This is a genomic window from Nitrosomonas communis (genome assembly GCF_001007935.1).
GTDB lineage: Bacteria > Pseudomonadota > Gammaproteobacteria > Burkholderiales > Nitrosomonadaceae > Nitrosomonas > Nitrosomonas communis.
The window spans coordinates 2,439,059-2,453,471 of sequence record NZ_CP011451.1; the positions used below are offsets into that span (position 1 = coordinate 2,439,059).

A 14,413-nucleotide genomic window follows, 5' to 3' on the forward strand; every position below is an offset into this window, starting at 1 on the left:
CTAACGCAAAAAACCGCCTGATTGCGAGCAATCAGTGGTGAGTGCTGGGTAGAAACCGTATTTTTCATGCCATGCCTCACAAAAATACAATCAGAGGCTTTTTTGGATGTATGGTTTCGTTGCATTTTTACAAAGGCACTTAAAAATTAAGCAGATTACTGGTGAAAAAATGGGGTTTTCGGACTGGCACTATCTACCAATAATAAGGTGGAAAATCGTGCTGAGAAAATTACCTTCGGGTAAAGCGATAAAATGCAAGCATCCCGAAAAAATTAGGAGCAAGATTAATTTGCCGGTTACCGCTCATGACTCGCCGCTCTAAGATATGCACACCATGTTGGTGGCAAAACTGCTCAAAATCACTTAGTGTGCATAAGTGAACATTGGGGGTATCAAACCATTCATACGGTAGATTTTGTGATACCGGCATATGACCCAATGAAACTTGTAATCTATTCTTCCAGTGGCCAAAATTAGGGAAGGTGACGATACCTTCTTTGCCCGCACGGAGCATTTCCTGAATAATTTTTTCCGTGTGCCTCATCGCTTGCAGAGTTTGCGACAAAATGACGTAATCAAACGAATCAGATTCGAAACCTGATAAACCTGATTCTAAATCACTCTGAACGACGTTGACCCCATTGTTGAGGCAGGCCAGGATATTGGCATCATCAATTTCCACGCCATAACCATGTACGCCGAGCGTTTCCTGCAAATACTGCAGCAGCGTGCCATCACCGCATCCAAGATCAAGTACTCTCGATTCTGGTCTGATCCAAGCAGCAATGGTAGCAAAATCGGGTCTTGATAAAGTAAGAGAGGAAAATAGCTTAGCCATGAAAACACTGTGCAAAGATTAAATATCGATTTTATTCATATAAGCCCGCACCAATTGGTGATAGTGCTCATCTTTCATGAGAAAGGAATCATGACCATGCCTGGACAATATTTCTGCATAACTTACATTGAGTTCATTATCCAGTAAAGCTTTGACAATAGCGCGAGAGCGCTCAGGTGAGAAACGCCAATCAGAGCTAAATGAAAGCACAAGAAAATTTGCTTTAGCGCAACGGAAAGCAGCGCTCAAATCATCATCATAATCTCGCGCAGGATCAAAATAATCCAGTGCTTTTGTCATAAGCAGATAAGTGTTGGCATCAAACTGCTCAGCAAATTTATCTCCTTGATAACGCAAATAAGACTCGATCTGGAATTCTACATCAAAATTGAAGCTGAGCGATCCTGTCCGTAAATCCCGTCCGAATTTCTCTGCCATGGAATCATTGGATAAATAGGTAATATGTCCCAGCATACGAGCAAGACGCAGACCTCTACGCGGCAATGTACCATGAGAATAATAATCGCCCCCATGAAAATCCGGATCGGTAATGATGGCCTGGCGTGCCACATCATTGAAAGCAATATTTTGTGCTGTTAATTTCGCTGCAGCAGCAATAATAACCGCGTGCCGTACTTTCTCGGGCGCATAAAGGGCTAATTGCATGGCCGACATGCCACCAAGACTGCCACCCACCACAGCAGCAAATTGATCAATGCCAAGTTTATCAGCTAATCGCACATAAGTTTCTGCCCAGTCTACCGTTGTGACCATGGGAAAATCTGCACCATAATGCTTATCCGTTTTTTTATTGATACTTGCAGGGCCAGTTGAGCCATGGCAGCCCCCTATATTGTTTACCCCAATCACAAAAAATTTATGTGTATCGATCGGTTTGCCAGGACCAATCATATTGTTCCACCAACCTACATTTTTAGGATTATCAGCATAAACGCCAGCAACGTGATGATTACCCGAGAGGGCGTGGCAAATTAATACTGCATTGGATCTGGTTGCATTTAATTCACCATACGTTTCATAAACTAGCTCGTAGTTATCCAATACTGCACCACTTTCCAGACTAAGTGGCGTGTCAAAGAAAATCCTTAGGGGCGCAACGATACCAATGGAGTCTGAATCATGCATGAATATAAGAAGACGTTAAGAAATTCTGTATAAGATTATCTAAAACTTATGTGAAATAAGCATTATATCGTCAAAAGTACTTATGAGCCTTAAGTGTTTATAAAGTCGTGATTATTTCGAATTAAAAAGATTAGTTATTTAATTTTGATAATAATCCATGAATTTTCTCAGATTCATCAGTTTTAAGAATTTTTTGGATTATCGGCGTGATACTTGGTAAATGGCTTTTTAGAATCTCGTGCTTAACAGGCAGAATATGGGCTGGATACATGGAGAACTGCTGTAATCCAAACCCTAACAGTAAGCGAGTGTATTGGATATCACCTGCTATCTCGCCACAAATTGAAATGGGCATATTGGCGCGATTGGCAGTAGAAAGAATTCGCGCCAATAGCCAAAGCACAGAGGGATGCAGTGGATCATAGAGATGGGCCACCGTGTCATCCGCTCTATCAATAGCCAATGTATATTGAATCAAATCATTAGTTCCAATGGATAAAAAATCCAGTTTACGCATGAACATTTCCAGACTTAGTGCTGCTGCTGGGATTTCAATCATTCCACCTACCTTAATCTCCTCATCGAAAGGTTTTTTTTCATCTTGCAGATTTTGTTTAGCATGATTAAGAAGTTGTAAAGTCTGGCTAATCTCGTAATCGTTTGAAAGCATTGGGATGAGGATGCGAATCTTGCCATAGGCAGACGCTCTCAAAATGGCACGCAGTTGTGTTAGAAACATAGCTTGCTCGGCTAAACTTAGCCTAATGGCCCGCAATCCCAGCGCTGGATTGATGGCAGAGCGGCAGCTATTTTTAAGACTCTTGTCAGCACCTAAATCGAATGTGCGTATGGTAACGGGTAAGCCCCGCATATTTTGGGCGACAGTTGAATAAGCCTCAAACTGCTCATCCTCACTGGGTAAATCATCTCGATTGAGAAAAAGAAATTCACTGCGGAACAACCCAATACCTGTCGCGCCACTTTCTTTAACTTGTTCAACATCTTGAGGTAGCTCAATATTGGCATGTAATTCTATTGATGTACCATCGAGTGTCATAGTAGGGATAGATTTGAGACGTTTGAGTTTACGTTTTTCCAGATCCAGATGATTCTGTTTTAAACGATATTCAGCAAGCACATATTTGTCAGGGTTGACAATCACCACCCCTTGACCTCCATCTACTATTAAATGGTCATTATTGTAAATAAGCTGGCGCGCATGGTGCATCGCTACTATGGAAGGAATATTCAGACTGCGAGCTATAATTGCAGTATGAGAAGTGACGCCACCCAAATCGGTAAGAAAAGCCGCAAATTGATGTTGTTTATATTGCATAACATCTGCTGGACTTAGATCGTGTGCTACCAGAATACTGTTACCATCATGCTTTAAGGGAGGAGGAATGTAACCTGGATGTCCCAATAAAACTTTCAATACCCGTTCGACGACTTGCATGACATCAGTTTTACGTTCTCGTAGATAAGCATCTTCAATTTCTTCAAACTGAGAAAGTAATACTTCCATTTGCTGCGTAACGGCCCATTCTGCATTGCATTGAGTTTGAGCGATACACTCAACTGCTGCGGAGCTAAGTGTGGGATCATCCAGTATCATATGATGCAGCTCAAGAAAAGCATTGAATTCAGCAAATGTAGGTCCTTGATTCGCTGAAGATTGTAATTTTTCAATCTCCCCGCGTACTGTTGCGAAAGCACAGTTTAATCGTGTTATTTCTTTGTCTATCTGGTTTTTGGGAATCAAATAATGAGCCACATTAAGTGTGGCTGGAGAAGCAAGGTGTGCGTGCCCGATCGCAATACCTTCAGATGCACCTACACCATGCAATATAAAACTCATTCCCCTTCTCCAAAGTAACCATTGATCAGATTAGTCAATGCCTGCATGGCCTCAGTCTCATCAGCTCCGGTTATTTCAATTGCAACTGTGGATCCTTTATTGGCGGCGAGCGTCATTACACCCATAATACTTTTTGCATTGACTCTACGACCGTTACGTATGAGCCATACTTCACTTTGGAATTGACTTGCTAAGCGTGTAAGCTTCGCAGAAGCACGTGCATGTAGGCCAAGCTTGTTGATAATAGTCACTTCTTTAAGTAGCATCTCAGCATCCATGTAAAATATGCATCACACCTTCTTTACCTCCAGCAAGTGCTTTTGCTACCACAACTGAAAGTGGCTCATGTCGATAATTTAATGCACGCACTAACATGGGTAAATTCATTCCTGCAAGGCATTCTACTTTTCCAGTTTGGATCAACTGAGTGGCGATATTAGAGGGAGTTGCGCCAAGAATATCTGTCATCACTAATACACCATCGCCTTGATCAAGTTTTTTAATTAATTCCTTAGCTTGAGCAACTACTTCATCAGGCTTATCTTGTATGGAAATAGCTTGGTATATTAATTGCTGCGGTTTTTCTCCCAGAATATGGGCTGCGCAATGAGTAAAACTCTCACCAAGCTTATCATGAGAGATAATTAAAATTCCGATCATTCAAATTTTTGCTTATTTTTCGCAATGAGAAATCAAATTACAAATTTTATCATTGTCGAGATTATTCTGGTCCATCTTTAACATATCAAAAAATCTTGTTTTTTATAGCGGCAGAACAATGATGCCCTTGACGAAGTCGAGTATATCGATAGAGGCAAGCATATGAGGATGAATTATATTACCGTATTCTACATTTCTTAATAGCCCAAATAAGATGATTTAACCTTGGTTTTTCTATACTACATAAGAGCATAGGATCACTCATTCAGTCATCGCTAGTCGCCAAATACACGATAAAAGGGGAGAATCGAGATGGGCGAGAGCGAAAGCCTAATTTCATTACTAAATCAAAAATGACGCGAAGGCGAGCCGCAGACAGTATCAATCATACGGCAGGGTAGAGCCGACAAAGTCCGTTTTGATTTAGAAATGGAATAAGTCATAGCAAATTTGGGGGTATCTACTCATATTCATGGAAAGATACATTGGTTCTATTGCATATTGAATATTGAGAATAAGAGGCTATTTCTTGACAAAAGCAGTTAAATGTAACATCATGCCCGGCTTGTTATAAAGCATAAAATAGTTGATGAAAATATTTTAAAGAAAGATAGTTTTAATTATTTACTATTGGCTTTAATAGGCTGTTTCATTAACCTTTGATATAATGTTGTACTATTAACTAATAATAAAAACTGTAAGAAAAATAAAAGCTAGGAGCGCCCGTAGCTCAGTTGGATAGAGTACTTGGCTACGAACCAAGGGGTCGTGGGTTCGAATCCTGCCGGGCGCGCCATATTTCATTCTTATCCAAATAAAGCTAAAATGAGTTTAAGAAAATAATATTCTTTTTTAGTTGAAAGATATTATATATCGCTTCGTTGTACTAAAGGCCAAGTAGCTCAGTCGGTAGAGCAGAGGACTGAAAATCCTTGTGTCGGTGGTTCGATTCCGCCCTTGGCCACCAATAAATTCAAAGGGTTACAGGTTTATGACTTGTAACCCTTTTTTCATTACTTAAGATTTGTAACCGTTTTGTAACCGCATTTCTAAATTCAGATTTTCGTGTAGGAAAATAGTAGGAAATTTTTATCAATAACAACATTCTTGAAAATAACAATAAAATTAATTTAGGTAGGCTCGATGGGCGAAGCAAAGCGAAGAAAACAGAGTGAACCGAATTTCGGTCGTATTCCCAAGAATCCAGGATACCGCGGATTGGTTGTTAGTCCGCCAATTGAGATTGAGGGCACCCGTTTATACGCTAAATCTTCGAGTCTAGATCCACAGGAGCTTCGATTTGCTCTGCTATTTTGGGATCGACTTGTGTGGCCATCTTCCAGAGCTATATTTTTTGGAAGCAATGTGGATGAAGAATTTCTTGAATCAGCGGGAATTCTCAGCAGACCAGAGTACACCTTTAACGGGGATATGGCTCAAGGTATAGCCAAAAGTCAAATCCAAGCTTACCTAGATCGAGAGTCGGCTGAGCCGGGAACTTGGGCTCTTGCGCAAGGCGAAAATTCGTTTTTATTGAAAGAAAATCTAGTCGAAGAGGGGGCGGGGGTTTTAGTTGAGCTACATAGGGCTATTCCTGTACCACAACACGATGTGCCGCTTGTTGAAATACTCGAATTCAAAGAACGACGTCGAGATGAACTAATTTTATTAAGACACCAGCTCGAATCTTTTGTATCTGAGATCGAGGGTTCTGCAGAGAGAGCTTTAACACTGCAAAAACGCGTTGCAGAGATTGATCAGGCTTGCTCAAATCTATTAGTCGTAGGAAAAGAATGGCAATTCCCTATTTACCTTTCAAATATTAAAGCATCTTTTAATCTTACCCCAGTAAAATCTGGGCCTTTCACATATGCCGGCTGGAAAATGGGCGAGCCATATGGACTTGTTGCTGCTACAGTTGCGGCTGGAGTTGCTGGTTTGCTAAGTACTTTTGAAATCAAGGGGGATTTTGGTCTTCGATCAAAGAAACGGCCTATAAATCCTTATCGATATGCATACCAGATTCATAAAGAGTTGTCTTAATAATATGTTCTGCAAGTAAATAAGCCACACACTAATAGTGCATGGCTTGCGATTTCAATTAATCACCAACTAAGCTATTTATCACTTAGCCTCTATTCTGCAAGCTCTATCCGTTTCCCATCGACGACGCTCGGCTTTGTTCACATAATTGCAGCCTACGTTTTCAGCTTCAACATTAATGCAGCATCGAACATCTTCAGTCTGCCAGGCATCGATTTCCTCAACAGAAACATGCGGACCAATGAGAAAGGGGAAATAAAAAGAAGCAAATCCGCCCGTAAGTTTTGGGCGGATTGAGCTAACAGGTAATGCGAATTTCAGGAGAGAACGCCAAATGATATTGGGGTTAATCTTTTAATCGAAGGATTATAGGAGGCGTAATTCTATACACGAATAGGCAAAGATACTTGTGGCTGTATTGGTACTAGTATTTTTGCATAAGCTCGTAAAATTTCATTATACAAGTCAGTATGCTTTTGTGCTTCAATAGTAATGATTAACGCATAACGAATTTTTTCTGCTCTGCTAGCTTTGCCGCCCGATTCTCGCGCATTGTAGTGAATGTCAAATACAGGATTATTAAGGCTGCTGCCACGCATGTTTTTCGCGTTGTGCAAGACAGTTTCCCACTTACCCATATCTGAACGCCGCTCTTCCTCGGTCGCGTATTTCTTCATATCGAAAAAGCTCTTTGAGTCAGCATTGATTTTACCGCCTTTTATCTTCTCATCACTAGGACGAAAAACAACCTCAAGGCCTGCTCGTGTATATGCTGCCGCATCCTGAGGATCTGTTGGTGAAGCGTAGCAGAATGTTGCTTTAATACGAATGTTGCCTTTTAAACCATCAGTTGGTAGTGGTAGTGTCGCGCGCAGATACTTGCCTGGCTTCAACTCACCCTGATAAACCACGCGTGCCACTCCTTCTGGGCAAGTTATGATACTCATGAGGTCTTCAGGAATTTTACCCCAGCCTACTTCCAGCTTGTCGTATTCAGAGGGATCGGCCGCATGCACCAATAGCGCTTTGATGGATAAAGGTGTGAGTTCCGAACCAAGTATAGAACGAATGCCTACGGCACTACGTAATAGATAAGGCGAAGCAAAGCTGGTTCCTAATTGCGGTATAAGTGTAGGACTTTTACTTGACTCCAATACATGAAAATACTTTGAAGTATCGCCACCAAATGCCATAAGATCTGGTTTGACAACACCAGGGCTACGGCCTGGTCCGGTAGCGCTATATGGCGCACGGCCCCAGTTATTTTCAGTACTGTTAGCAGCTCCTACGGCAATCGCATTGACGCAATCTGAAGGTACTTGCACTCTGTTATTTCGCGATAGACGATCTCCCTCACCATTATTGCCCACTGCAATTGTCATCAGCGTGTCGCCATCGCTTAATAAATCGTCAATGACGGAGGTCCATGCGTGAACATCCGTATCCTCGATAGGTAGATCTGGGCCGAGGCTGAGATTGATAAACTGGTACTGGCGTGACAATAAAACTTCTTCTATAAAACCTAGTGTTCGATACATTTCCAATGGATTTTCAGCATCAGAGCTGTCGTCTAATACGCGTAAGTGATCCACATAAGAGTATGGGCGTAATGCGGTTCCGTTAGGTTGGATTGGACCGAATAGGAATGCCGATGTAACTGCTAAGCCATGTGCTGGCCCATCGGCATCGTCTTTCGCATTTTCATCAAGAATGCGGTAAGAGCGTATCCAAGGGTTGATTGTATGTTGTTTTGGGAGGCCACCGTCAAGGATAGCAACCTTCGGTTCCGATGACAGCGGCTGCTCGGTCGGTAGTCTGCAGTTGATCGACACGCTATTATTGCGTTGGATAGGTCGAAAACTACGCAGCCTGGGTACTGGACGGATGACGCGTATGAATGCAAACATAGCAAGCTGCTCGATATCCATGTGCTTACCTTCGACTGGGACAAACCAGAGACTCCCAACAGTGAAGCTCAAATCACTATAGACCTTAACATTCATATTCTTTGCATATTTCATGAAAGCTTGCTGTACAAATAAGCGATCTCCCTCTGGTAATAGATGAACTCCTATCTCGAAAAAATAATTTTTCTTGTTACCACCTCTGACTATTCGCTCTTTAGGTGCAAATACCGTGAACCTCTCGATATGGGTCAAATCCAGTGCTTCATCAGATTCGGGCTCTATTTCTCCCATCCATTCTTGAAGATGACGAAATGCTTGCCGCTTGCCAGCGACGAACAGTTCAGTTGTTGCGCATTCTTGGGGCGCACCCTTCCTAGTCCATTTATAGGGCGTTAGCTTGACAGTGCGGCTGCCAATAGACGCTAATCCTGCGGACTGCAGCATCGCCATAGGAAAGAATGAGCGAGCGATATAGCTTGGGTTCATGGCTAGACGAGCTACACCAAAATCGCTAGGACAAGCTTCCGGCGGGAGAGTATCTAGTGCGGCTGCAGTTTCCAAGAATTGCGGGCCAAGCCGTTGCTTTGCTTCTTGAAAAGTATATGCTTGAGCCTTGTTATGTGGACGTTTTGGTCCCTTGATGTCATGCGTCAGTAATTCACCGCGTCCAATCAGAAAATTGGTTGTGCTCATGCGTTAATCTTCCTTATTGTTATTCATTTTGTTTTTGGGGTCTTCTCACTGATATATTTTCGGATCGTGTCACGGCTCACGCCAGTTATGCTGGAAATGTTGTGTTGTGATAGGCGAGTCTGCTTGGCTAGTAATACGGCTAAATTAATGCGCCCCTGGTGATCAAGAGCTGGGGCACGCAGCTTAATAAATTCCTCGATCAATTCAGTGTCGGAAGCTGCTTCTAGCGCTAAAGAACGTCGAAGGCGCTGGATATCTCGTTTGATGTCACTGAATGATAGTCCTTGGAAGGCAAAAGCGAGTATATCGAGCCAGCGCGTGAACCGAGCATAATCTGATCCAAAAAAACGCTTGATGGCCATTTTTACTGCGGCAGAATCAGGCGCTTTGAATTCAATAACTAAATCGAATCTTCTCCATAAAGCTGAATCAATAAGTTCAGGATTATTTGTTGCTGCCAGCAGCAAGCCGGTGGATGGCCATTCGTCAACTTCCTGCAAGATAATCGTCACAAGTCTTTTTAATTCGCCGATATCACTTTCGTCATTCCGGCGCTTTGCAATAGCATCAATTTCATCTAATAGTAAGACGCAAGGGCTGCTTTTCGCAAAATCTAGCGCAGCCCGTAAATTACTACCGCTGCGACCGAGCAGGCTGCTCATAACGGCAGTTAAATCTAGAATGTAAAGAGGAACATTAAGCTGTGATGCAAGCCATTGTGCAGTTATAGTCTTTCCAAGTCCGGGTTGTCCAACAAAGATGGCGGACCGTGTAGGCTGCAAGCCAAGTGAAGTTAAACGTTCAATCTGATGACGCTCTTGCATTAATCGTTCAAGTGTTTGTGCAAGATCATCAGCTAGCAAAGGAGCATCTTCGCTCGACTCTCCCTTGAATATCTTTAAAAGGGATAATCGAGATTCATCATCAACAGGTGGAGTTCGATCCGACATAGGAGGATGCGATGATACTTTACGCATCGATGTTTGGCTGCTATGTGTCTTGGCGCGTAGGTGTAGATCCATCTGCTCAGCGAGTTCTGGTTCGATATTTCTATACTTGCGAACAAGACGCGCTACGAATAACCGTACATCTTGCGTGTTTTCTGTAAGGGCAAGCCTGGCAAGATGGGATAAATCTGTCTCTATATCGTTCATTTAGTCTAAAATTAATTTAAATATATGATAATAAAGTTTAATTAATAAATAAATATTGGACTAATATTATTCTACATGTATCTAGAGCTTTTCACTACTTAAATTTAAAGAGTGTGATATTGATGGCGCGAAGATTTATATAAGGTGTGAGAAATCTATAGACGATAGGTAAAGTAAAAAAATAATCCAGGCGTGAAGCAAATAGAGAAGAAGGCATAAAGCTAAACATTAAACCCTGAGCGCCTGCTATTTGTTTTATGTTTAGGAGGCATTATTAATTTTGAGTGCCTCAAAAAGAGAAAAGAAGCTAAAGCTTTTACTATCTTGGCCAATACTAGATTTGTAGTAACCTTATCATTCCTAAATAACTCGGTGAGATATTTACAGTACCCACTGGGTTATTTTATTTGGGCATCATTAAAGCAACCCCATCTGTCTTGGCTCATCCTGCTGTTCAATAGCCAGAATTTTTCTTGCTTGCCGTTCAGTAAGGCTATATTTCAACGCGAGCTAGTGCTGGCTTAAGGTGGGCCATTCTGCGCATCTCTTCATTAACTTTTGTTAAATTTTGAACAAAGCCGGACATAAGCTAAAGTCCTGCATGTGGCGATGATATGTCTTTACCTTTCTCGTGTAGCGTTTTTCTCCAAGCTGGCTCGCTGTTCAATATTTCATCCAGCTTTGCTTTTTCGTTCAAATAAGCTTCTGAATATTCCCCATCTTGACGTTTAGGTGCAGGTAGATAACCTGATGGATTAACTCGTTTCTCAATCACAGACGGCAAATTACCTGCTGACACGTCATAAATCGCTTTATCAAGCTCTGTTTTCCAGCGAGTTTTGAGGTAAGCGTAAGGATTGTTCATATCCATACCGATTCTCACTGCTGCGTGATAGATGGCTGGATTTGACCATTCATCGCGACCTTCACCACGTAGGTGCATTTGCTCGATTGCCTCATGAAAAGCAGCTTCGTAGTCTAGTGAAGGTCGGCATGCTTCCAGAAATTGCGGGAAGGTTGGTGGCCAGTCTTTGTATAGCTTAATGCATTGACCAAGACCGAGCTTTGCTTCATCAAAAGTAACCTTTCTCTCCTCCAACTCTTCAGCCCATCCGATCATCCAGTTTTTTAACTCAGCTTCAGACTTGAAACATTGCTGCCACTTGCCCGGGTAATAAAAAGCCAGCTTTTCAAAAAGCATCTCAATAGCTGACTTTCCTGATTGTCTCTTCATTGACCAGTTCGCCTTCGATATCGATCGTTCTGCCTTGCTCTCGTTGGTTTCCATATCCATCGCCGCCGTTGATGTAGTCCATTGGGTTGAATTTCTGATTGGATGATTTTGTAGGAGGTGCTTGCTCTCTTTGCAGCCATTCGGCTTTAAAGCTTTTCCAGCCGTTTTGGCAGCAGATTTCTAAAACATCAGCAATACTGATTTTTGCTTTGGCTGCCTCCTTCCTCAGAGCATTCAGACCGGTATCTGTGAGAGGTGCTTTGAATTGTTTTCGTAAAATCAGATAGTCATTCCAAACCTGTTCAGGGATGTCATCAGGTCTGTCGATAGTGAATTTTTCTTTCTTTTCTTTTTTATTTGTTTTTTCTTTATTGGTCTGTTTATTGGTATGTTCTATGGTCTGTTTTTTGCCCCTTACCGAATCGGTAACCGTTTGAGTTACTGAATCGGTAACCGTTTGAATTACCGAATCAGTAACCGTTACCGAATTAGTAACGGTTTCGTGATCGGTAACCGTTTCTGAATCAGTAACCGTTTCTGAATTAGTAACCTTTTTGATTGGGATTTCAGGCACCGTTAAGCTGTAATGGCAATGCATTGACTTTCCGCCATTGCCTTGTTTTTTTAGCCAGCCCAGCTCAACGAGACTTGTTGTGGCCGTTGAGATTTTGCATAAAGGCAGACCGCACCTTTCGGAAATTTGCTCTCTGGATGGCCAGCAAAGATTTGTGTCCTTATTTCTAAAGGAAAGGATAGCGCCAAGGACACGCAGCTCGGTTTTGCTTAGCCTGTCATCCATGAACACTTCTATAGGCAGCATGGAAAAGATATTGTCCGTTTGACGCATCCTTTTATCCTCCTACCCTGCGTTACCTACACGGCCTTTCCTACCCATCCAGCGTCTCAGGTAGTTAGTACCAACGCTTATGTGAAGCAACGCTTCATCCACTTCAGTCCAGCCAGTAATGAGCAACCCATTAAGATCATCTAGTGCATCCCATAGCGGTGAGCCAATATCGCGGGGAAGAATGTTTGACCATACTTTCAATTCAGTGATGAGTTTTTTTGCTACCTCGATACTGCGGCCATCACCTTCATTGCAGCTTGATGCTGGACGTGTCCATGTTGGCGGTTCAATACGCTTGTAGTCTTCCAGCGATTTGAGCAGCCTTTCTTCTATCTGCTTGACAAGTTGTTCTGCTTGGGCGGGTGGTAATGATTCCGGTTTATGGGGATAACTTCTGGTATTGCGAGTAGCTGGCAAATTGTTATGGTTGCCGCGTTTTTTTCTGGTGTGATGGGATGTGTTATCAGTGCATACTACGGGTAGGTTGTTTTGCTTGGACATAATGTCCTCCTTTGTATTTTGTGATTGAAGTGGTGCCGGGGATTCACAACTGTACAAAGTCAGCCAGGCCTATTTCCCTTGCGGGTGTTGTATTAGCCTATCCCCGACTCGATCTGAACTAACCATAAACCTATGGGTAGTTAAAAACTGTGGGCGCAAAAAAACCGCATAACTTTCGAGTGCGGGACCGCTTTGTACTGGAGTTTGTGAGGCTCCCTGAGACGCACTATATTACTCTTAATCTGGTGTGTCAAATAATAGTAACCGGCAAAGCATATTTTGATTGAAGGATGTATTGTAACAACTCAATACCAATGGGCTTGATAAATAAGAAAACCCCCACCAAGTGGGGCGATACCTAGTGAGGGCTTTATTTCACATTAAATGGATTCATGATAAATGCTACATCATGAAATACTCTTAACGGCTTTTATTTCTGAAGCTTTAGGATAAAAAAGGTAAGGGGTACATAAAACCATTCGCGCAGGAAAATAATCGGTCTAGCGCAATCATAGCCCATTTCTCACATCATTAACCTTTACTAAGTGTCTTATGATCTTGGCTGAGTTACAGAATCACAAAGAGCATGCTTTGAGCAATTATTTATAAATTATCAATGGGCTTGATAAATAAGAAAACCCTACCGGATGGCTACAAAATCCGGCAGGGCTTCCAACACTTTTTTGGATTTTAGGTTTGATTCATGACAAATACTGCATCATGAATTACTTCTAGCGGATCTTATCTTGAAAACTTTAGGAGTGAAGAGTAGGGCACATATAAACCATTCCCACCAGAAAATAAACGCTCAAGCGTAGTTCTTGAGTTGTTTTTCAGACTATGCCATTGCCCACGGATGAGCTTATAAGTGCAAACTTACATATTAACGAGCTGCACACCTTGCTCCTAGAGTTGCTCAAAGAGTGGCTTTTTACAAAAGTCGTCACTCGCACAAAAAAATTGCTATAGTTTCCATTGGAATCTGGCTCCTCTTGTGATGAAGTGCTTTTCTAAAACAATTTCATCATAGAGAATTCGGGTTCCTTTTACAGCTTTTCTTATGTCAACTAACGTTAAATTAGAAGCCGGTCATCCTGAATAAAATGGGTCGAATATCTAAAGATACTTAGCCGCTTGAGTGATGTACATCATATCATCCTGAAGGAAATTTGGTTCATATTGAAGTGGTACCCAAAAACTGTACAGGTTGTTAAGCTCTGGCAGAATTAAAAAGGAGCTTAATAACAATGAGTAAAAAGCGCATACAATATTCGAGCGAATTCAAAGCAAAACTAGCGCTGGCAGCGATACGTGGTGATGAAACTGTCCCCCAATTAGCAGCGCGTTATAATGTACATCCCACGCAGATCAATAGCTGGAAACGGCAACTCATTGAGCAAGCTGCCGAGCTGTTTTGTAAAAATAATACTGCCGCCAATAAGGAGCAGCCTACAACAGATGACCTGCACCGGGTTATTGGTCAATTGGCGGTAGAACGCGATTTTTTAGCAAGAAAGCTCAATCATTAAGTC

The 14,413-nt window shown here is 42.1% G+C and carries 12 protein-coding genes and 2 tRNA genes; 4 read left to right on the top strand and 10 right to left on the bottom strand.

What is annotated here, in order from left to right:
- Positions 1-229: 229 nt before the first annotated feature.
- The 5 genes from metW to AAW31_RS11085 form a co-directional block, all read right to left on the bottom strand.
- Complete coding sequence (metW, locus tag AAW31_RS11065; RefSeq protein ID WP_046850265.1) at positions 230-838, bottom strand: methionine biosynthesis protein MetW; 609 nt, start codon at positions 836-838, stop codon at positions 230-232.
- Positions 839-856: 18 nt separating this feature from the next.
- Positions 857-1,984 (bottom strand): homoserine O-succinyltransferase MetX, encoded by a 1,128-nt coding sequence (gene metX / locus AAW31_RS11070; protein ID WP_046850266.1) that lies wholly within the window; start codon positions 1,982-1,984, stop codon positions 857-859.
- Between the two features lie 130 nt (positions 1,985-2,114).
- A complete protein-coding gene (gene ptsP, locus AAW31_RS11075; RefSeq protein ID WP_046850267.1) occupies positions 2,115-3,842 on the bottom strand; it encodes a phosphoenolpyruvate--protein phosphotransferase in 1,728 nt (575 codons plus the stop codon).
- Complete coding sequence (locus AAW31_RS11080) at positions 3,839-4,108, bottom strand: HPr family phosphocarrier protein (RefSeq protein ID WP_046851719.1); 270 nt, start codon at positions 4,106-4,108, stop codon at positions 3,839-3,841. The genes ptsP and AAW31_RS11080 overlap by 4 nt, the downstream gene beginning before the upstream one ends.
- Position 4,109: 1 nt before the next feature.
- Entirely contained in the window at positions 4,110-4,502 is a 393-nt protein-coding gene (locus AAW31_RS11085; protein ID WP_046850268.1) for a PTS sugar transporter subunit IIA, read from the bottom strand.
- Between the two features lie 719 nt (positions 4,503-5,221).
- Between AAW31_RS11085 and AAW31_RS11090 the strand changes: the two genes are divergently transcribed.
- From AAW31_RS11090 to AAW31_RS11100, 3 genes are all read left to right on the top strand, one after another.
- Positions 5,222-5,298, top strand: a tRNA-Arg gene (locus tag AAW31_RS11090).
- A 95-nt stretch (positions 5,299-5,393) separates the two neighbouring features.
- A tRNA-Phe gene (locus tag AAW31_RS11095) sits at positions 5,394-5,469 on the top strand.
- Between the two features lie 176 nt (positions 5,470-5,645).
- Positions 5,646-6,545: a DUF6236 family protein gene (locus tag AAW31_RS11100; RefSeq protein WP_046850269.1), complete on the top strand. Its 900-nt coding sequence runs from the start codon at positions 5,646-5,648 to the stop codon at positions 6,543-6,545.
- A gap of 383 nt (positions 6,546-6,928) precedes the next feature.
- On the opposite strand, the gene AAW31_RS11105 is transcribed toward AAW31_RS11100, so the two are convergent.
- From AAW31_RS11105 to AAW31_RS11125, 5 genes are all read right to left on the bottom strand, one after another.
- Positions 6,929-9,145, bottom strand: a complete 2,217-nt coding sequence (locus tag AAW31_RS11105; protein ID WP_046850270.1) for a S8 family peptidase — start codon at positions 9,143-9,145, stop codon at positions 6,929-6,931.
- Positions 9,146-9,168: 23 nt separating this feature from the next.
- Positions 9,169-10,299 carry an AAA family ATPase gene (locus AAW31_RS11110; protein WP_046850271.1) on the bottom strand — a complete coding sequence of 377 codons (1,131 nt, stop codon included), beginning with the start codon at positions 10,297-10,299 and terminating at the stop codon, positions 9,169-9,171.
- 589 nt (positions 10,300-10,888) lie between these two features.
- Positions 10,889-11,533: a hypothetical protein gene (locus AAW31_RS19020; RefSeq protein WP_144412932.1), complete on the bottom strand. Its 645-nt coding sequence runs from the start codon at positions 11,531-11,533 to the stop codon at positions 10,889-10,891.
- On the bottom strand, positions 11,502-12,380 hold the full coding sequence (locus AAW31_RS19025) for a helix-turn-helix domain-containing protein (protein ID WP_052752214.1): 879 nt from the start codon (positions 12,378-12,380) through the stop codon (positions 11,502-11,504). Before AAW31_RS19025 ends, AAW31_RS19020 begins: the two co-directional genes overlap by 32 nt.
- A gap of 12 nt (positions 12,381-12,392) precedes the next feature.
- Positions 12,393-12,881 (bottom strand): hypothetical protein, encoded by a 489-nt coding sequence (locus tag AAW31_RS11125; RefSeq protein ID WP_046850272.1) that lies wholly within the window; start codon positions 12,879-12,881, stop codon positions 12,393-12,395.
- 1,247 nt (positions 12,882-14,128) lie between these two features.
- Between AAW31_RS11125 and AAW31_RS23660 the strand changes: the two genes are divergently transcribed.
- The gene (locus AAW31_RS23660; protein WP_036503716.1) at positions 14,129-14,410 is read left to right on the top strand and encodes an IS3 family transposase; all 282 of its coding nucleotides are present in this window, start codon (positions 14,129-14,131) and stop codon (positions 14,408-14,410) included.
- Positions 14,411-14,413: the final 3 nt, after the last annotated feature.

What these genes read in the sequence shown, in the direction of transcription:
- AAW31_RS23660 (WP_036503716.1), top strand. Translation starts at nt 14,129, where the DNA reads ATGAGTAAAAAGCGCATACAATATTCGAGCGAATTCAAAGCAAAACTA.
- AAW31_RS11110 (WP_046850271.1), bottom strand. Translation starts at nt 10,299, where the DNA reads ATGAACGATATAGAGACAGATTTATCCCATCTTGCCAGGCTTGCCCTT.
- AAW31_RS11125 (WP_046850272.1), bottom strand. Translation starts at nt 12,881, where the DNA reads ATGTCCAAGCAAAACAACCTACCCGTAGTATGCACTGATAACACATCC.
- AAW31_RS11105 (WP_046850270.1), bottom strand. Translation starts at nt 9,145, where the DNA reads ATGAGCACAACCAATTTTCTGATTGGACGCGGTGAATTACTGACGCAT.
- metX (WP_046850266.1), bottom strand. Translation starts at nt 1,984, where the DNA reads ATGCATGATTCAGACTCCATTGGTATCGTTGCGCCCCTAAGGATTTTC.
- metW (WP_046850265.1), bottom strand. Translation starts at nt 838, where the DNA reads ATGGCTAAGCTATTTTCCTCTCTTACTTTATCAAGACCCGATTTTGCT.
- ptsP (WP_046850267.1), bottom strand. Translation starts at nt 3,842, where the DNA reads ATGAGTTTTATATTGCATGGTGTAGGTGCATCTGAAGGTATTGCGATC.
- AAW31_RS19025 (WP_052752214.1), bottom strand. Translation starts at nt 12,380, where the DNA reads ATGCGTCAAACGGACAATATCTTTTCCATGCTGCCTATAGAAGTGTTC.
- AAW31_RS11080 (WP_046851719.1), bottom strand. Translation starts at nt 4,108, where the DNA reads ATGCTACTTAAAGAAGTGACTATTATCAACAAGCTTGGCCTACATGCA.
- AAW31_RS11100 (WP_046850269.1), top strand. Translation starts at nt 5,646, where the DNA reads ATGGGCGAAGCAAAGCGAAGAAAACAGAGTGAACCGAATTTCGGTCGT.
- AAW31_RS11085 (WP_046850268.1), bottom strand. Translation starts at nt 4,502, where the DNA reads ATGATCGGAATTTTAATTATCTCTCATGATAAGCTTGGTGAGAGTTTT.
- AAW31_RS19020 (WP_144412932.1), bottom strand. Translation starts at nt 11,533, where the DNA reads ATGAAGAGACAATCAGGAAAGTCAGCTATTGAGATGCTTTTTGAAAAG.